Source organism: Bacillus sp. AFS037270 (assembly GCF_002585305.1).
Genome location: NZ_NUNF01000105.1, coordinates 1 through 18882, shown reverse-complemented (window position 1 = coordinate 18882; position 18882 = coordinate 1). Strand labels below are relative to the sequence as shown.

Here is an 18882-nt window from a genome sequence, read left to right as displayed (position 1 = left end):
GGCTCGTCTTGTGCTTGTCGCCGAAGTCTAAGCGCCTTGCGCTTTTCTTATAAATATGGACTTTCGTGCTTCGCCTTTAGTTTCATCCAGCGGCGTTCTACTTCTTCATCAAACATTTTCAATAAGTCTTGGCTGTCTTCTTTTAACAGATGTTTGGTTTTTCCCATCAACTTCAGCCAATCAGTAACAGGTAATCGTTTGTTCTTAGCCTCAGGATCGTAGGTGATCGTGGTAATTCCGTTTTCAACCTCATAGAGAGGGAAGAAGCAGGAATTAACCGCAGCCTCGACAATCGACTGGCCTAATTCATCCTTCGATTTCCAGTTTAAAGGGCAGGTAATTAAAATCTTTCCGTAAACTAAGCCTTCATTATTGGCATACCATTGGGCTTTCGCAGCCTTTTTCAAAAGATCCCGGTCAAATGCTTCCGTTCCCGTGAAGACATATGGGATATGAGTCGCAGCCATAATTTGCGCTGTGTCCTTGTGGTGGAAGGGTTTTCCTTTTTGGAATTTCCCAACACTTGAAGTGCTTGTCATGTGACCCATAGGCGTCGAATAGGATAACTGGCTGCCTGTATTCATATAACCCTCGTTATCGTACTCAAGAATAATCATTTTATGATTCCGGAGTGCCGTTCCGATTGCAGGGCCCATCCCGATATCCATTCCTCCGTCACCGGTGACCATGACAAAGGTAAAATCGTCAGAGAGACCCAGTTCATCTAATTCACCGCGGCGTTTTCGCTCATGGAACATTTCAACCAGTCCAGATAATGTTGCCGAACCATTTTGAAAGAGATTATGAATATAGGTTGCTTTGTGAGAACTGTAAGGGAAACCGGTTGTTACAACCATCGCACATCCTGTATGGAATAGCGCCACGATATCTCCTTCAATTCCTTTGAAAAACAGCTCTAATCCTGAGAATATTCCGCATCCTGGGCATGCTCCGTGTCCAGAAGCCAAGCGTTTCGGTTTTTTCGTTAAGCTCCTTAATGGAGGGATTTTTACTTTTAATTCTCCTGTTTTTTCGTCAGGAGTTACGGTTAGAAGACCTGTATTCAGGTCTTCTTTTTTCATTGGATTTAAGACGCGTTTTGGAGCAAATTCCGGTTTACCTGGATTATGGCCAAAATAGTCGAATGGCTTCTCAACGAAACCTTTTTCAGCAGCCTCTTGAGCTAATTGGAAAAAAGTTTCAGCTTCATCTGCATAGAAGTCTTTGCCGCCCAATCCGTACACACGGTTTACTACTTTCGTATGGCTGTTTCCAACGGTTTGAAGTGCAGCTCTTACTTCGAGGGCCATATTTCCGCCATGTGCACCGTAAGAATCTGCACGGTCACCAACTGTAACCGCTTTAACATTTTTTAGTGCTTCGGCTAACTTTTGCTGCGGGAATGGACGAATCATATTAGGGGAGATGACCCCGGCTTTGATTCCTTGTGCACGAAGTTTGTCAGCCACATCTTTACATACTTCAGCAGCTGAATTCAGCATGAATACGGCAAGCTCCGCATCATCCATTCGGTACAAATCTAGAACAGGATATTCCCGGCCGGTTAACTCCGCATATTCGTGGGAAATTCTTTCGAAAACCTGCTCTGCCTTATACATCGCTACTGACTGTTGATAGCAGTTATTTATATAATCAGGTTCATTCATATAGGGGCCGATTGTGACAGGATTCTCACGGTCCAACGCATGAGGGAAGTTCCTTGGCGGCTCGCCAATAAATTTTTGAACATCCGCTCTGTGCTTCACGACCTGAACCCGCCGTTTTTGGTGAGAGGTGAAATAACCGTCGAAAGAGACGATGACCGGAAGGCGAACTTCAGAATCTTCTGCTAGTTTAATAGCAATAATATTCATATCATAGACGATTTGAGGATCACGGGCCATTAAAATCGGCCAGCCTGTATTTAAGGCAAAATAAAGATCGGAATGATCGCCATGAATATTTAAAGGGCCAGACACAGAGCGGTTGACCAAATTCAGTACCATTGGAAAACGGGTACCGGATTGAACAGGGAGCTGCTCTAACATATATAAAAAGCCATTGGCACTCGTCGCGTTAAATACACGTCCGCCCCCAGTTGACGCACCGTAACAAATACCTGCAGAACCATGTTCACCGTCAGCAGGAATTAACACGATATCATGTTCACCTTTTGCTTTCATTCCATCAAGGAACTGTGCAACCTCGGTCGAAGGAGAGATCGGATAATAGCCCATTACATGATAATTTATTTGATGGGCTGCATAGGCCGCCATTTCATTACCAGATTCAAACACAATACTTTGTTCAATTGTTCCTTTTGGAACGGTTATATTTTCTTGGTTTATTTCGATGGACATAAATTCCCGCCCTTTCCTTAGTTTCGAATCGCTAGATCAAATAAATGAGGCACACGGTTTTTGTCTGCGTAGCCGTCATTATATTCCCGCTCACTTGATAGAGCGTCAACAGGACAAGCATGAACGCACTTTAAACAGCCCTTACAATATTGATAATCAATCCCTTGCAGGAACATTTGCGGCCGGCCCCGTTTATCTGCCTTTTCTTCCCAAACAAAACAAAAGTCAGGGCAAGCGGTATCGCAGGCTGCACAATTAATACATTTATCTTCATGAAAATGCGGCAGCATGCCGGCACGGGATATACTCAAGTCCTTTAAGATACTGTTTCCTGGATTGATGATCGTCCCGCCAATCGTCTGAGTTTCGTAACCGAGCAGCGGTTCTGCGCGTTTAAATGGTTTTAGCGTTGTTTTTTCATCTACTAAGTAGGTTTGGAATTCAACTTCATTAAAACCGCGATCAAAGGTACGAATGTTTGGTTCGACTAAGTGTGGGTATTTCTTTTCGAAGGTGCGGCGAATGGTCTGTCTCATCGACTCTGGGTCTAAGAAATTTAAGATTCGGTAGAGTGCCCCTAACATGGCAGTGTTGGCTTTGGTTTGTTCTTCGAGGGCAATCCCTGTTGCATCAACGATAGCGATGGTTCCGCCAGGGATTTTCATTGCATGTTTGAGTTCATCAGGAGTTTTTTGTGAGTTCACTAAGATGGTGCTATCGGGGTAAATCCCACTGGTACAATCAATGGTCTTGAAAAGGGCATCATGGAAAATGCCGACTACATGTGGACGTTCTATTGGTGTGGTGTCGCGTATGTTCGTTTCTGGGTCGCAAAAACGAATGTGTGCTTTTACAGGCGATCCTTTTTTCTCGGATCCATATGATGAAAAACCGACTCCATTGAGTCCGTTTCCAACAACTCCATCCTCAGAAAGCATCTTTCCGGCTAAATTGGCTCCTAAACCGCCAATGGATTCAAGTCGGATTTCAAAGAAACCTAATTCATTCACTTTTGGTAATCTTGACAACAAGCACTCCTCCAATCGTTTAGAACATTAACAATTAGAATTTTATAAATTTTCTATAAATTCTATGGTTTTATTGTAACAGGATGCAAAATTAGTTACAACAGATTTTTTATTATAAAAATGTAACAGGCTTTTCTTTGCGATATAGTCAAGAAAAGTAAGAAAGTTATAGGAATCAGTTACAATTTTTTGAACCGTTGATATAGTACAGTTTAGTTTGTTGTATAACAAAAAAGCAATACCTGTAACCGACATGGTTATGAGTACTGCCTTTTTCTTGTTAATTTGTTTTGTAACTTTGTAACTTTCCAAAATATAAAAAGTTACATTCCCTAAAATAAGACTTTCTATCTACATATTCTGGGAAGTATTCCATATTCCAAGCTTACTGGGGATTTTGTGTGACAAGGTCGATTAGCACGATTTCTTGTTGCGGTTCTTTAAGAATGATTTCCAGTTCGGCTAATGTTTTAGGCCTGATTCCTTTAACCCCGAAGCTTTGGGCGAGCTGGACAAAATCTGGGTTTTGGAAGGTTACTCCGTAGGTGTTCCCAAACTTATTGTTCATTTGTTTTACTTCAAGCTTTAACATCGAATCGTCCAAAACAATAATGGTAAATGAGAGACCCAGACGCTTAGCGGTCTCGAGTTCAGCAAAATTCATGAGAGCGCCGCCGTCACCGGTAATACATATAACAGGGTCATTAGTGCAGGCCAGTTTTGCCCCGATTGAACCTGGGATGGCAATCCCCATGGTGGCCAGTCCATTTGACATGATTAACCGGTCCGGTTTTTTAGGCTGATAGGTTTTGGCGATAGATACTTTATGGGCGCCGACATCGGAAATGACAATCGTGTTCTCGGGAGTAAATTTTTCAATTACGTGAAGAACATTCTCAATGTTCAGTGATTCTTGTTGGTTTTGGTTTATTTGATAGGTTGTTTTAATTTGAGCTTGCAGGTCACCTGATGGCAGCCAGGATTTGACCGTTAACTCTGCTTGGTTTAGGGCTTCAAGTGTCTTCTTTATATTACCGACAAGCTCACACTGAACCGGGTAATATTCATTTACTTCTGCTGGCAATGGATCAATATGTAAAACTGGGAGTTTGTTTTTATTCCAAGCATTTGGCAGCTGTTCGACAAAATCAAAACCGATGACAATTAAAAGGTCGGCTTCATTTATACCAGCAAGAACAGTGTCGTTTTCTTTGAACCCGAATGTGAAAAAATTCTGTTGGTGTTCTGGTGGTAAAATCCCTTTTGCCATAAAACTGTGTGAGGCAGGAGATTGAAGGCTGTTGATAAAGGTTATAAGCTCTTGGACAGCCGCTTGTCGGATTACACCATTTCCGATAATAATGAAAGGTTTAGTATATTTTTGAATAAGTTCCTTTGCAGTGTTTAGTGATTCTGCATCCGGAACTGTTTCAGGTGTTAGCGTAACCGGTAAAGGAGTATTTGCAATCTGTTCGGCCGCAAAGTTTTCTGGCAGGGTGATGGCAACTGAACCTGGTTTCTCCATAAGTGCAAGTCTGAAAGCTTTTCGAAAAACCGTTGGGACCGTTTGTGAATCAAGGATTTGTGTGCTCCATTTTGTTGCAGGCTCTAGTAGTTTGACAATATCCATATATTGATGTGATTCACCATGCTGGCGTTCAACCCCAGCCTGGCCAATTAAGGCCACTAGCGGGGAATGGTCAAGTTGAGCGCTTGCGATACCTGTGACCAGGTTAGCAGCACCTGGCCCAAGTGTTGATAAACAGACGCCTGCTTTTTTTGATAATCTTCCGTAGACGTCAGCCATAAAGGCGGCGCCTTGTTCGTGCCTGACATTCACATACTGTATCTTTGTTGATTTTGAAAGGGAATCAGCTAGATCGAGTGTTTCGGTGCCGACGATTCCAAAGATGTATTCAACCCCTTCATTTTCTAAGCATTGTACAAGTGTATCGGTTAGTTTCATGTGGTCCTCCTAATAGAAAAGGAATTATTATAAGTAGTTTTAGCTAATATGTGAGTAATCATAAGCTGTGAGGAAATATCATACAGACCCAATAGTGTTACAATATAAAAAAGGGAAGAAAGGTGGGATATAGTGAACAAAAATTATGTCTGGTATGCAAGTTATGGTTCAAATATTAATACTGATCGTTTTTTATGTTACATAAAAGGGGGAAAACCCGAAGGCTCTACAAAGATGGAGACAGGATGTAAAGATCCCTCACTTCCAGTAGCTTCGTCCACTTTTACTATGAATTTTCCCCTTTACTTTGCAAAAGAGGCAGCAAAATGGGAATCACAAGGAGTGGCGTTTATTGGGTTAACACAAGATCCCAGTTATGTTACATATAGTAAGAAATACTTAATCACTTTTGAGCAGTTTATAGATGTAGTTAGTCAGGAAAATAACGGAATAGATTTTATGGTTGATTTAAATGAGGTTATCAAAAAGGGTTCGAAAGTATTCCGCCGCAATGCCTGGTACGGGAACATTTTATATTTAGGGGAGGAAAAGGGGTATCCAATTTATACGTTTACTGCATCGTGGGATATCAATGATATCGAATGGAAAAAGCCTTCACATGCTTATTTAGCAACGACTATAAAAGGTTTAAAAGAGGATTATTCCAATGAAGAAATCTATCTTTATTTTCAAAATAAACAAGGCATTAAGGGTAAATATACTGAGGCTGAATTAAGGAGTCTGATTTTTTAAGAGTCTTTCACTTAGTCTATTTGTCCAATGTTTGTTATCATGAAAATATGTAAAATAAGGAGATGATTGGTAAATGTTAAATCAAGTTCGTATTGGAAAAACCGATTTATATGTTAATCCGATTGGTCTGGGTACCAATGCTGTCGGTGGTCACAATCTATTCCCAAACCTTGACGAAGAAGCAGGCAGGGAATTAGTTCGTAACGGACTCACGAACGGGATTAATTTCTTGGATACCGCTTTTATCTACGGTCCAAAACGTTCCGAAGAGATTATTGGGGAAGTTGTAAAAGAAAACTGCAGTCGTTCGGAGATTGTCATTGCTACTAAAGCAGCCCATAAATTCGTCGGAAAAGACATCGTCCTTGATAATTCTCCAGCCTTTTTAAAACAAGCTGTCGAAAAGAGCTTACAGCGTCTGCAAACAGATTACATAGATTTATTTTATATCCATTTTCCAGACCAAGACACACCGAAGGATGAAGCGGTAGGGGCATTAAAACAATTGAAGGATGAAGGAAAGATTAGAGCCATCGGGGTTTCTAATTTTTCCATCGAGCAGTTGAAAGAGGCCAATAAGGATGGATATGTAGATGTGTACCAAGGTGAATATAACTTATTAAGCCGTGAAGCGGAGAGGGAATTGTTTCCTTACGTCAACAACAATCGAATCTCCTTTATCCCGTACTTTCCCCTTGCCTCTGGTTTATTGACAGGTAAATATGATAAGAACACGAATCTAGAAGAAAAGCGCGGGAAGTTTTTCAAAAAAGAGATTTTCGAAGATACACTTGAAAGAATGGAGCGCATTCGCAAAATTGCCAATGCAAAGGAGGCAGAAGTAACACATATTGTTCTTGCGTGGTATTTGACCCGCGAGGCTATTGATGTTATTATCCCAGGAGCAAAAAGGGCAGAACAAGTACTCCATAATCTTAAAACATTGGAGATCCAGTTAACCAATGATGAAATTAAAGAAATTGACCAAATTTTCCAATCTTAAATAAAAAAGTGATGAGATTTTTATCTCATTACTTTTTTATTTGTTGCAATGTAATTACTAGAGGTTGCTATTAATAGACAGAAATGTTTCCTGGTTCTCCGTAATATGCCAAATTTCTACGACTTTAGCCGTATTTTGCAGTTAAAATAGGCAAAAAAACTAGATTGGTTGTATAATATATATTTGTTATAAACTATTGGAGGGTATTAAAAATGATGGTTTGGACTTTAGCCGGATTATTCGGGATTTCTGTAATATTACTAGTAATTTCAATTTACAGGACATCTCAAGCATCAAAGGCAGAACATAAGCAAATTGATTTAATTCATATCTCGACTATGAAGGAAATCAATGCAATTCAAGATGCAATTAGGAACATTGAACTTGATATCGAAGTCGTCATGAGGGAAGCAGGCGTTCAACTTACTTCTGAAGAAAAAGTCTTCATGCGTGAAGTACTCGATTTAGCGAACCGCAATTACTCAACCGAAAGCATTGCCGATATGAAACAAGTAAGTGTAGAGAAGATTGAACAAATGCTCGCTCCTTACCGGACATTAAAGGAAGGGAGAAAGGTTGCAAATGAAAATTAATTTACTTAGCAGTTTTGCAGCCGGTATGCTGATTACCACCACAATTTGTGGCGCAATTTATCTTTCGGGAAAAAATGATGTTGCCAATGCAACTGCTAAATCATCAGTCACTACTTCAACTGAGAAGGTTCAGCCATCTGATGATGAAATGAAAACACAGCTGGAAGCAAAGGGCTATGTCGTCCAAACGAAGGCTGAAAATGATAAGCAAGTGCAGGATGCCAAGGCATCAGTTCAAACAAAAGCGGCTCCTGCAGCTACCGACGCAGCTAAAACAGAAACACGTGTTGTCATTAATGTAGCAGACGGAATGACCAGTATTGATGTAGGAAGAATCCTTGTATCCGCGAATATTGTTAAGAACGCCTTTGATTTTTCAAAGGATATCGAGGCGAAAGGGCTGGAAAACAAATTACGCCCAGGTGTTTTCGTGGTCGACAGTAAGATGACATACGATCAGGTTGTTGCCACTATTTTCAAATGATTAAAAAGCCGGTTTCTAAAAGAAATCGGCTTTTCTTAAAGATAAGAATAAAATTCGACTTCGAGAATTGTCCAGCTCCAGGCGCCTTCCGCTTTTCTTACTAGTGCAAGCAAGAAAATTGAATTTTTAAATTATTATTTCTATAATCAACTTATTACATAGGAAAAAGGTGGAATAAGAATGAAAATCGTAGCACTTGTGGGCAGTTTACGGAAAGATTCATATAACAAGCAATTGGCTTACACGATTCAGGAGCGTTTCGCTAATAAATTTGATTTAGAAGTACTAGATCTTGGTGTGCTCCCGCATTATAACCAGGATGAAGAACTCAATCCTGCTGATTCTGTATTGGAGTTTAAACAGAAGGTAAAAGAAGCGGACGGAGTGATTATCATTACTCCAGAATATAACTGGTCGATTCCAGGAGTCTTAAAAAATGCACTTGATTGGTTATCACGTGTGGATAAGGTGCTAATTGGCAAGCCGGTTATGAATGCAGGGGCTGCCACCGGGTTAATGGGAACTTTACGTGCTCAGCTTCAGTTGCGTCAAATTTTAACTGCTTTACAAGTAAAGCTTTTATCGCCAGTTGGCAATGAGATTCTCATTAACCAAGCTATGGCTAAATTCGATGAGAAAACAGGTCGCCTAGCAGATGAAGCAACAGTTAAATTTGTTGATGAGGTCGTTGAGCGGTTTATTGACTTGATTAAAGAATAAGAACTAAAGCCTGTACTCCGTTTGCTTTGAGGAGTACAGGCTTTTTTTGTGTTAAAGAATGCCAGTCATATATTCATAAGCCTTTCATACATTTAAGTAAGGAGACAAACCTGTTAAATTGGGACAAACATTACTGGAATGGGAAAGGGAGAAATAAATCCAGATGGACTTCTTACAAGGAATATTAAATAGTTACAGTACGATTTTTTCACTGGAGGCCTTTAATGAGGTATTTACGAATCCAGCCAGCTGGGGAGTAATTGGTACCTTGATTATCCTAGAGGGCCTGCTGTCTGCTGATAATGCCCTTGTTTTAGCGGTGATGGTCAAACATCTTCCGAAGAAACAGCAAAGGAAAGCCTTATTTTATGGGATATTTGGGGCTTATTTTTTTCGAATAATAGCAATTGGGATTGGCGTAACTCTAACAACTATCCCTTGGATAAAAATAATCGGCGGTCACTATCTGCTTTGGATTGTATTTCAAAACTTTTTAACTAAAAATGAAGAGGATGACGAAGTTCAAAGTCGAAAGAAAGGCTTCTGGCGGACCGTGTTAACGGTAGAGCTGATGGACATAGCCTTTAGTTTTGACAGTGTCATTGCCGCGTTTGGCGTCTCAAATCAAGAGTGGATTTTACTGCTTGGTGGAGTCATCGGAATTTTGATGATGCGGGGAGTCGCGCACCTTTTTCTTGCACTTATCGAAAAAGTGCCCGAATTCGAGACAACGGCTTTTATCCTTGTAGCGATTATTGGGGTAAAAATGATTGTTTCGGCTTTTGGATTCCATATGGATGAATTAGTGTTTTTTAGTATCCTAATTGGAATTTTCTTAAGTACCTTCCTTATTCATTTCATTCGAAAATTAGTTGGAAAAGAAACTACAATGTAATATTTAAAGAGGGAAGGCACTTAAAATAATGGGTTATACTAATAACTAATAAGGAGATGAAAAAATGGAAGAAGATTTTTATTTTTCAAATAAACAATTTATAAAAGGTTTGATGATGCCGAAAAGTATAGATGGTTTGATGATGAAAAGAGGTGATGTCTCACTCGCAAAGATTAATGGTGAGTGGAAGAAATATACAGAATCTGTACCAAGAGGAAGAAAACCGATATCAAGTCACGATGATCTTGTTTTGATTGGCAGCGGGAAAGATATTGAGATTGATCGTGAGCAACTTTCACAAAAACAAATAGATTTTTTGATTAGAAATGAAATTTAATGATAAAAAAGTTAAAGGTCAACTTTTGTTGGCTTTTTCTTTTGATGCTATTATGACATTAAGTCCGATCTTGCAAGTAGCACCGGATTATTCCGATGCATACTTAATTATTCCGTGTAAATAAATTGAGTCTTCTCGCTGTACACATTCTCTCAACTTGATTTTTCCTTCACTCTCTAATTCTCCAACCCATTCTTCAATCTTTTTTTTATTCTCGTTAGAAGCCTTAGGAATCTCTGTTGAAAAAAAATTACCTCGACTGGCATTGCGAAGATTTTTTAGTAAATCCACTTTATTCATTGGGTCAACCCCTTTATCTATAATAATTTCGACATATAGGTTGTTTTTTCCTTTAAATTCGCAATAATTATTTCAAGTTTTCTTAATTTTGTGCTTGAGTTTAAGAATATGGGGACATGTATAAAAAAAGTAATGGTCTTTAGAACAAAAAAAGAAGCATTAAAGCTTCCAAGGCGGAACGTTAATATCTTTTTTTTGCTTCTCATAATTTTGCATTCTTGAATATGAGTTAGCTATTTTAGACACTATGAATCCTTGTGGACTGGAGGTTATGACATGACCTTTTAATTCTTGAATTCTACTTTTTGCAAAGATATTTGCTACCTGAGCTAAATTTTCAATAGTATCCATTAATTCGGGGTTATCATTGTAATTAGATTTAGCTATAGAGTAAATATAATCAAGTTTATTCTCAATTAATTTAAGTATCTCGATATCAAACTTCTCATTTTGCATTAGTTTTCACTCCCCATTAATAAGCGTATGGAATAAAGGATAATAAAGAACGTAAAAATAAAAAAACTTATTTTAATGTTGAACGGTACCAACTAAATGTGCAGTAAAAGAGAAGGGGTTTGTTAAACTTACGGAGGCGTTAGTAAAAGAAAGCTTCGAAATTAAATTTTGAAGCAGCTAAGTTCAATTATGATTGGGCTATTTTATTTTCACATTCAAAAAGCACCACATTTTGTGGTGCAAGTTCATTTGCATTTTATATTTTCAGGTACAAGTTCACGTATTCCGATAGATTAGGAACCCGTTACACTTATAATGCTCCCTTTTTTCTTTGTTAAGATTGAAAATGAACGTTTCCATTTTCATCTATTTCAATCGTATTATAGCTTTTAAAGACATCCATGTTTGTAATTTCATGTTTCACCTCATGAGAAAAACTTTCCATATATGGCTGATATACCTCAGGATTTTTCACAAGATGATACATGGTGACTTTTGTTCCCTCGCGAATATCTGTTCCTCTTAGTAAAAACCGATCGCCGTAAAGGTTTTTGAAATAAGTGCGTGCTTCTTCATGACTTTTAAAGTTAGGCATCTGTTCGTGATTGATTGAAAAATCCTGATTCATAAACACGTTCACCGCTTTCCCATAATATAATAATCATAAACCGGTTTCTGCCAGTTTACATAGTTTACAACCAGTTTCACAACTATTGTTCCCTATTTTAAAAAAATAATGATTCTTGCCTACTGTTATTGGACTATACAGATTTTAAGTTCTTGCATAATTTATTATAAAAGGGATTATTCCAAATCTCGTTTATGATTTTTCGCCGTGTTTGCGGTCATCCTATTTTAAATAGTCGAGATTTTGGACATGATGGATAAAAGCAAAGGCGATTAAGAAAAGGAGGAGAAGAATTTGATGAATACCCCTTTTGATTATCCGGAAATTTTTTATAACGAAGTGATTATGTATTTAGAAACAAAATGGAACCGCCGTTTAACCGATCATGAACGACATGTGCTAATTGAAGGATATCGGTTTGGCAGGATGGTGGAGGCGGAGAGCGAAATCAAAATTCTGTTTGCCAATTAAATGTTGATAAAAGAGGGTGTCCAAATAAGGACACCCTTTTGAAATCGCATAGGTTATTGACCTTGCTGATTTCGCAATGCTTGCTCAGCGTATGCGACCAAACGTTTGGTCATTTCGCCGCCGACTGAGCCGTTTGCTCGTGCGGTCGTATCAGCACCAAGTTGAACTCCAAACTCGTTGGCAATTTCCTCTTTCATTTGATTAAGGACATCGCCTGAACCAGGAACCAAAAGTTTGTTTCTACCCATGATACATCACTCCCGACGATTTTTTTTGAGCAACTAAACAGTTGCTCGTATATAATTTAACCTATTTGTTTTTTCAAATTCATGTGGATCTAAACTGTCTTGAGCTTGGGTAAGGTTTATAATAAGGGAAAGGACTGGAAGAAGGAGCGAGTATAATGTTTATAGCAGGTCAAAAAGAAATGCAGCAAATGGACCAATATACGATGGACAAGTTTGGCTTGCCGGGAATCGTCTTAATGGAGAATGCTGGAGCAAGGGTAGTGGAGGAAATTATTTCGGGTTCTCCTTGTGAGAAACCGCGTATTTTAGTGCTCGCAGGGGGCGGGAATAATGGCGGGGACGGATTTGTTATTGCAAGAAGACTGTGTGATTTGGGATATGATTTGCAGTTAGGTTTGGTTGTACCCCCTGATAAGATTAAAGGGGATGCGAAGGTACATTTTGACGTCTATCGGAACCGGCAGTTACCGATTCTTTTTTTACATGACAGTGCGCTTGATTTGGTTCAGTTGGAAATAGAACAGGCCGATGTGATTGTTGACGCACTTTTAGGGACCGGTGTAAGTGGGCCTGTTAGGGAACCTTTCGGAGCCATCATATCCATGATAAATGAACAGGCAGGGAAAAAACTAATTGTCTCTGTTGATATTCCTTCTGGTGTTAACAGTGATAGCGGAAGGGTAGAGGGGACAGCAGTCAAAGCTTCAATGACAGTGACGTTTGTTTTTCCTAAAAAAGGGTTCTTTTTAGAGGATGGTCCAAAGTTTGTGGGTGAATGGAAGGCGGTTGATATTTCCGTGCCGCCATCAATAGTTGAGGATTTGGGTATAAATTTACCGCGTTTAATTACGGAGGATCTAGTTGCTAAATCGGTTCCGGTAAGGCCAAAGGATGGTCATAAGGGGACATTTGGTCATGTTCTGGTTGTTGGGGGATCCAAGTTCTATGTTGGTGCACCGATTTTTTCGGCAAAAGCAGCGCTCAATTCTGGTGCAGGGCTAGTCACATTAGCGTTACCGGAGAGTATCTATCCAATGGCTGCCGCACAAAATCCTGAGTCATTATATTTGCCGTTGCGGGATGAGGAAGGACATTTTTCTATCAAGGCGATTGATCAACTTTCAACTTTACTGCATCAATTTACGAGTGTGGCGATGGGTCCGGGGATTAGCCGATTTCCTGGTGGTGAGGCTTGGATGAAATCCTTGATATCGTTATTGACCACCCAGCCGGTTGTGGTTGATGCAGATGCTTTGTATTTGCTTCGGGACGAGTTGAATTTGGTACGGCAATATAAAGGGGATGTCATTTTTACGCCCCATCCTGGCGAGATGGCGAGGTTGTTAAATAAGACGGTTAAAGAAGTGGAAGAGGACCGAATAGGGATTGCGAAGACTTTCGCGAAAGATTACGGCGTTTATTTGTTGTTAAAGGGACACCGGTCGGTTATTGCTACCCCAGATGGCAATGTGTTTATTAATCCTCATGGCCATGATGCGCTTGGCAAGGGTGGGAGCGGTGATGTGTTGACGGGGATGATTACTTCGTTTTTAGCGCAAGGTGCTTCTCCTGTTGAGTCGATGGTTGCTGCGAGTTATCTGCATGCCAGAGCAGGGGAAGAGAGGTCCGTGACGCTTTCTAGTTACAGTGTAGGGCCTTTGGATTTAATTGATGGGATTAGGGAGCAGCTGCGGTTGTTGTGGAATTAAAATGAATCGGTCGCGTCATTGCCCAAGAGAGACAGTTTTAGTTTAGGACGGTCAATGGAACGNNAAACGGTCTGTCATTGTCCGTGAATGTGATTTTTTGGTTAGTACGGTCAATGAGACCTAACTTCATTAACCGATGGGGAGCCGATTCCTTCCTAACGGTCAATGAACTCTTATCTCATCAAGGGAATCCCACCGATTCATTGGACTCCGTATAATTGATCCACAGCCTTAGCAGGTCTCGAAGACTTATACCACTGATAGAAAAAGATAATAATCAAAACAAGCTCAATAACATCACCGCCATAATACATAACCATTCCGGCCATCTTAGCCTGTTCCGCACCCACTCCAGCTGGAGGGTGGGCATATATATATTTGGCTAAAATCCCATGCCCCGATAAAGCGGTCACAAACACCAGCCCTCGATGCACGAAGCTCAATCGATGCGGGGCAGGGTCAATATAGATAATCGACAAAGTAAAAACATATCCTGCCAGAAAAATATGCATATGCACCAGCAAATGCAAAAAAACATTTTCCTGCATCACATTATACAGGCTGCTATAATAAAGGAGCCATAGACCCCCGATATTCAAAACAGAAGCAATCATTGGGCTGCCTATAAATCGAAAAAATTTGTTTTTTAAAATCAAACACAGACGGCGAGCCAACACCACATTAACTGTTCGTAAAATCAATGTCATCGGTGCCGCTAGAACCATAAGTAGAGGCGCAAGCATACCTAGCAATAAATGTCCGATCATATGTACTGTAAATTCGGCATGGGCCCGTGCACCTATTGGTCCAGTTACGGCCCCAAGAGCACAGAATACACCTAGTACCCACCAGATCACACGGTAAAGGGGCCATGTTTTTCCTGAAAGAACAACTTTAACTACCGCCCCCAGATAAGCCAATAAGGCAAAAATAAACGGCACCATTAAGAGGAGGTGGAAACTGAAGTTATACCCTAAATGATGACTATTGTGCATTTCTCGAAACAGCTCCTGTTTTCTTAGCAAAACGAACTAAAAGAACAATGCCGATTAGCACCATCAAAACAGAGGTAATATGCCAAACCATATCATAAGGGACAATATCCACATGATAGCGGATCTGATGGAGCCGCATCAATTTATGCTGAATTATCCCATCATATAATTGAAAACCGCCTGCCCCAAGGAGGACCCCGGCGACCCATTTCAAAGGCTGCCAGACCTTACGGCGCCGGATATCTGCCACCATAAATAATCCGCCAACAGTCAAGAACCAACTAAACGCATGAAAAAATCCGTCCGAAACCAAACCTATTGCCGTCGTAGCTTTATCATAGAAATGATGCCAATGAAGGAGCTGATGGAATACCGTCTCATCAATAAATGCGACGAGTCCAATTCCAAAAAATACCCCTGACCAGAGATTTTTCTTCAAATGAGTTGAAAGATCTTTACTGCTTCTAGATTGAACCAAACTCTTCACCTTCGTACATTTATTTTTCATCATTCACTCTACCCTTAAAGGACTATCATTAATCAAATAAATATAAAAAAGACTGTCCCAGGGAGGACAGTCTTACAGATATTTAGAAATTAAAATTATCAGGATCAGCACCAAAGCGTTGATTTTCATTAAGGGCATTAATTTTTTCCATATCACTTGAAGATAACGTAAAATCAAAGATATTGGCGTTTTCTTTAATGCGGCTTTCCCTAATCGATTTTGGAATCGTCACGATTTCATTCTGGATATCCCAGCGTAAAATCACTTGGGCAATTGATTTATGATGGCCCGAAGCAATCTCTTGTAAGACAGGGTGATCAAGCAGTCTGCCTTGTCCAAGCGGCGCCCACGCCTCAATTTGAATCTGTTGTTTTTTACAGTAATCGCGCAGCTCAGGCTGCGAATGGAGAGGATGTAACTCGACCTGATTTACCATAGGCTTAATTTCGGCCACAGACATCAAGTCTTCAATGTGGTGGATGTTGAAATTGCTAACCCCGATTGACCGAACACGTTTCTCTTTATATAACTTTTCGAGAACCTTCCAAGCATCTTTATATTTATCCTTTACTGGCCAGTGGATTAAGTACAAATCAACATAGTCAAGACCGAGCTTCCTTAGGCTTGTTTCAAATGCTTCTTCAACGGAATCATTGCGAAGGTCCTCATTCCACACTTTTGTTGTGATAAAGAGTTCCTCACGGGGAACACCAGACTCTTTAATTGCTTGACCAACACTTTCTTCATTTTCATAAAGTGCAGCCGTATCAATGCTTTTGTAACCGGATTTGATCGCCATTTTCACAGAATCAAGGGCAACCTCACCCTCAGGTACTTTGTAGACACCAAGGCCAAACCATGGCATCTTAACACCATTATGTAGGGTAGTACTAGACTGTAAGCTGTTCAATGCATTCTCCTCCTTATCACTAATTCAACCATTAGTATAGTCTCTTTAATATGGAAGAATCAACCAAACAGATTTCATTCTATTCATTTTTAAGATTTAAGCCTTTTTAATACGGCTGTTTCAAGTAGTTTCCACGGCAGCGTCTTTTTAAGGAATAGATTCATTTTTACTCCTTTGCCAATCGGATAACGAAGGTCAGGTGTACCAGGATCAGAGGCAATTTGGGCTGCTAGTTTAGCTACATCACTAGGGTCGCCATAATCTGCTTTCCCATTATTTATTTCTTTTAAAAGACTATCCATAAAAAATGCGTAAGGTGATTCCTGATTATATTCGAGTTGATCAACACTAGTCCAAATATTAGTTTGGTAAGATCCAGGTTCTATTAATGAAACATCAATCCCAAAAGGACGAAGCTCGAGCCTTAAGCTCTCGCTATATCCTTCAAGCGCATGCTTGGAGGCGGTATAAGCCGATAAACCTGGAAACCCGAATCTACCACTTATACTGCTCATATTAATAATTCTGCCTTGCTTTCTAGCCCTCATGATCGGCAGAACAGCATTGGTCACGGCAATCACGCCAAAAAAGTTGGTCTCAAATTGCTGCCGATAGTCATCTATAGAGAGCTCTTCACTAAAACCACCTGCCGCAAACCCAGCATTGTTTACCAACACATCAATTTGTGAATAATTTTCTAGGAATATTTTAAAATCATGAATCGATTCAGTTGAGGTAACATCCAGTGAAGTGATATGAATAGAATTATCTACTTGCTTTTCTTTAGCCAGGTCTAAAAGCTCATTCGCTCTGTTTGTGTTCCTCATGGTGGCAATCACTGTAAATCCTTTTAATGCCAGTTCAATTACACACAGTAAACCAAAGCCGCTCGACGACCCCGTCACTATTGCTGTTTTTCCATTCATTCTGCTTCTCCTTTCAAGGCCCATATCTATTATTAAAAATGCATAAAGGAAAGATATGTATAGAAATAACCTAAAAAAATAAGGCTTACCTAAAAAGGCAGCCTTATTTTATTTAACTCACACTTACAAGTTTGTCAGTTGGCAGCAACTTTTCCAACGTTGATATTTCTTCATCGGTTAATGGTACCAATGGTAATCGTACATCACCGACACGGATGCCCGTCATATTTAGGGCGGCTTTAACTGGCGTTGGGTTAGGAGCAGCAAATAAGCCCTTCATTAGCGGAAGGAGGTTGCGATGTGCAGCAGCTGCTTCCTCGAGCTGTCCGTTTTTAAATTTTGTGACCATGTCCTGCATTTCGTTGCCGATAATGTGCGAAGCAACAGAAACCACTCCAGTCCCGCCAATGGCTAAAACTGGAAGAGTTAAGCCATCATCCCCACTATAAAGAGAGAAATGATCTGGGGTTTTACTGATGATTTCAGCCATCGCATCTAAGTTGCCGCTCGCTTCTTTAATGGCCACGATATTGTGAATCTTTGAGAGGCGAACAACGGTTTCAACAGACATGTTTACGCCACAGCGGCCAGGGATATTATACAGCATCACTGGTAGAACGGTTGATTCGGCAATCGCTTTAAAATGTTGATAGATTCCTTCTTGTGATGGTTTGTTGTAATAGGGAACAACTAGTAAAATACCATCAACACCAGCTTCGACAGCTAGTTTTGTTAAATGGATGGAGGCCCGTGTATTGTTTGAGCCCGTACCAGCGATAACCGGAACTCGGCCGGCGGCTTCCTCCACAACTAACTTAAATAATGCAACTTTTTCTTCTGTTGTTAAGGTAGGGGACTCACCAGTTGTACCGGACACAACTAACGCTTCAGTGCCATTTTCAATTAAATAGTTAACTAACAATCTTGCGGCATTAAAATCAACATCACCATTTTGATCAAATGGTGTAACCATTGCGGTTAATACTTGGCCAAAATTCATTTTTTCTCACCCTTTGTAATTTTTTATAAATTAGAGGGGTAAGGCCATTCTGATGTCAACGCAAAAAAGCAGCAACGAGGGTCGCTACTGCTGTAGAAACATCAAAATATAAGTTCCTATGCGTGAGATAGCCCTCCATATAGTTTCCTATATGACAATTCTGTGCTTATTCAACACAGAACCAGCTTCAAGATCAATGAGACTCTATCCGCTTCGGCAAATTCCCCTTTCCACAATCATCATAGGACCTCATTTTCCTCAAATAGTGTACTGATGGTCTTTGCGCCTCTATCCTCACTTCAAAAGGTATTGAAGTAAGAGAATATGTAATTACTATTAATATAGCAAATTTTCCGTTTCAATACAAGGGAAATCAACTGTAAATTTTTGAATAAATGAAAAAATCACAAAATAAATAGGTCTAAAGTTCACCAAAACAAAAGAGACTCTCCGAAGTAAATGTTCAGCGAGTCTCTTTTGTTTTCGTTTAGCGTACAATGTCAAATACTTTTTTCAAGTTTTAGGGTAACTCAAACACACTTACCTAATATTCGCTTGTGGATAACTGTAAAAAAAGGACTGTCGACGTCCA

At 39.9% G+C, this 18882-nt stretch carries 21 protein-coding genes and 1 riboswitch; of the genes, 9 read left to right on the top strand and 12 right to left on the bottom strand.

Annotated elements, in window-relative coordinates:
• Positions 1 to 47: 47 nt before the first annotated feature.
• From COD92_RS30530 to COD92_RS30520, 3 genes are all read right to left on the bottom strand, one after another.
• Positions 48 to 2360 (bottom strand): thiamine pyrophosphate-dependent enzyme, encoded by a 2313-nt coding sequence (locus COD92_RS30530; protein WP_098533667.1) that lies wholly within the window; start codon positions 2358 to 2360, stop codon positions 48 to 50.
• Positions 2361 to 2377: 17 nt separating this feature from the next.
• A complete protein-coding gene (locus tag COD92_RS30525) occupies positions 2378 to 3388 on the bottom strand; it encodes a 2-oxoacid:acceptor oxidoreductase family protein (RefSeq protein WP_098533665.1) in 1011 nt (336 codons plus the stop codon).
• Positions 3389 to 3773: 385 nt separating this feature from the next.
• The gene (locus tag COD92_RS30520) at positions 3774 to 5354 is read right to left on the bottom strand and encodes an acetolactate synthase large subunit (protein WP_098533663.1); all 1581 of its coding nucleotides are present in this window, start codon (positions 5352 to 5354) and stop codon (positions 3774 to 3776) included.
• Between the two features lie 132 nt (positions 5355 to 5486).
• Between COD92_RS30520 and COD92_RS30515 the strand changes: the two genes are divergently transcribed.
• From COD92_RS30515 to COD92_RS30485, 7 genes are all read left to right on the top strand, one after another.
• Positions 5487 to 6107 (top strand): hypothetical protein, encoded by a 621-nt coding sequence (locus tag COD92_RS30515; RefSeq protein WP_098533661.1) that lies wholly within the window; start codon positions 5487 to 5489, stop codon positions 6105 to 6107.
• 73 nt (positions 6108 to 6180) lie between these two features.
• Positions 6181 to 7110, top strand: a complete 930-nt coding sequence (locus tag COD92_RS30510) for an aldo/keto reductase (RefSeq protein ID WP_098533659.1) — start codon at positions 6181 to 6183, stop codon at positions 7108 to 7110.
• 212 nt (positions 7111 to 7322) lie between these two features.
• Positions 7323 to 7703 carry a hypothetical protein gene (locus COD92_RS30505; RefSeq protein WP_255286856.1) on the top strand — a complete coding sequence of 127 codons (381 nt, stop codon included), beginning with the start codon at positions 7323 to 7325 and terminating at the stop codon, positions 7701 to 7703.
• Positions 7693 to 8187 (top strand): aminodeoxychorismate lyase, encoded by a 495-nt coding sequence (locus COD92_RS30500; protein WP_176541469.1) that lies wholly within the window; start codon positions 7693 to 7695, stop codon positions 8185 to 8187. Before COD92_RS30505 ends, COD92_RS30500 begins: the two co-directional genes overlap by 11 nt.
• A 180-nt stretch (positions 8188 to 8367) precedes the next feature.
• Positions 8368 to 8907 (top strand): NADPH-dependent FMN reductase, encoded by a 540-nt coding sequence (locus tag COD92_RS30495; protein WP_098533657.1) that lies wholly within the window; start codon positions 8368 to 8370, stop codon positions 8905 to 8907.
• 163 nt (positions 8908 to 9070) lie between these two features.
• Complete coding sequence (locus tag COD92_RS30490) at positions 9071 to 9802, top strand: TerC family protein (protein ID WP_098533655.1); 732 nt, start codon at positions 9071 to 9073, stop codon at positions 9800 to 9802.
• A 64-nt stretch (positions 9803 to 9866) separates the two neighbouring features.
• Positions 9867 to 10139 (top strand): hypothetical protein, encoded by a 273-nt coding sequence (locus tag COD92_RS30485; RefSeq protein ID WP_098533653.1) that lies wholly within the window; start codon positions 9867 to 9869, stop codon positions 10137 to 10139.
• A gap of 87 nt (positions 10140 to 10226) precedes the next feature.
• Here the strand turns inward: COD92_RS30485 and COD92_RS30480 are convergent, their stop codons facing one another.
• From COD92_RS30480 to COD92_RS30470, 3 genes are all read right to left on the bottom strand, one after another.
• The gene (locus COD92_RS30480; protein WP_098533651.1) at positions 10227 to 10439 is read right to left on the bottom strand and encodes a hypothetical protein; all 213 of its coding nucleotides are present in this window, start codon (positions 10437 to 10439) and stop codon (positions 10227 to 10229) included.
• 159 nt (positions 10440 to 10598) lie between these two features.
• Positions 10599 to 10895 (bottom strand): hypothetical protein, encoded by a 297-nt coding sequence (locus COD92_RS30475; RefSeq protein WP_098533649.1) that lies wholly within the window; start codon positions 10893 to 10895, stop codon positions 10599 to 10601.
• Between the two features lie 334 nt (positions 10896 to 11229).
• Entirely contained in the window at positions 11230 to 11523 is a 294-nt protein-coding gene (locus COD92_RS30470; protein ID WP_098533647.1) for a hypothetical protein, read from the bottom strand.
• 297 nt (positions 11524 to 11820) lie between these two features.
• Here COD92_RS30470 and COD92_RS32410 point away from each other — a divergent pair, with 297 nt between their 5' ends.
• Entirely contained in the window at positions 11821 to 11994 is a 174-nt protein-coding gene (locus COD92_RS32410) for a hypothetical protein (protein WP_186446446.1), read from the top strand.
• A gap of 53 nt (positions 11995 to 12047) precedes the next feature.
• Here the strand turns inward: COD92_RS32410 and COD92_RS30465 are convergent, their stop codons facing one another.
• Positions 12048 to 12242 carry an alpha/beta-type small acid-soluble spore protein gene (locus tag COD92_RS30465; protein WP_098533645.1) on the bottom strand — a complete coding sequence of 65 codons (195 nt, stop codon included), beginning with the start codon at positions 12240 to 12242 and terminating at the stop codon, positions 12048 to 12050.
• Between the two features lie 155 nt (positions 12243 to 12397).
• On the opposite strand from COD92_RS30465, the gene COD92_RS30460 reads away from it, so the two are divergent.
• Positions 12398 to 13951, top strand: coding sequence for an NAD(P)H-hydrate dehydratase (locus COD92_RS30460; protein WP_098533643.1), 1554 nt, complete (start codon positions 12398 to 12400; stop codon positions 13949 to 13951).
• 200 nt (positions 13952 to 14151) lie between these two features.
• Here COD92_RS30460 and COD92_RS30455 read toward each other — a convergent pair whose 3' ends face one another.
• From COD92_RS30455 to dapA, 5 genes are all read right to left on the bottom strand, one after another.
• Positions 14152 to 14946, bottom strand: coding sequence for a cytochrome c oxidase assembly protein (locus COD92_RS30455; RefSeq protein ID WP_098533641.1), 795 nt, complete (start codon positions 14944 to 14946; stop codon positions 14152 to 14154).
• Positions 14936 to 15454: a DUF2243 domain-containing protein gene (locus tag COD92_RS30450; protein WP_098533669.1), complete on the bottom strand. Its 519-nt coding sequence runs from the start codon at positions 15452 to 15454 to the stop codon at positions 14936 to 14938. Before COD92_RS30450 ends, COD92_RS30455 begins: the two co-directional genes overlap by 11 nt.
• A gap of 82 nt (positions 15455 to 15536) precedes the next feature.
• A complete protein-coding gene (locus COD92_RS30445) occupies positions 15537 to 16319 on the bottom strand; it encodes an aldo/keto reductase (RefSeq protein ID WP_098533668.1) in 783 nt (260 codons plus the stop codon).
• Positions 16320 to 16453: 134 nt separating this feature from the next.
• A complete protein-coding gene (locus tag COD92_RS30440; RefSeq protein ID WP_098996825.1) occupies positions 16454 to 17290 on the bottom strand; it encodes an oxidoreductase in 837 nt (278 codons plus the stop codon).
• A gap of 112 nt (positions 17291 to 17402) precedes the next feature.
• Positions 17403 to 18290 carry a 4-hydroxy-tetrahydrodipicolinate synthase gene (gene dapA / locus COD92_RS30435; RefSeq protein ID WP_098533637.1) on the bottom strand — a complete coding sequence of 296 codons (888 nt, stop codon included), beginning with the start codon at positions 18288 to 18290 and terminating at the stop codon, positions 17403 to 17405.
• Between the two features lie 120 nt (positions 18291 to 18410).
• A riboswitch (Lysine riboswitch) is annotated at positions 18411 to 18589 on the bottom strand.
• Between the last annotated feature and the right edge of the window lie 293 nt (positions 18590 to 18882).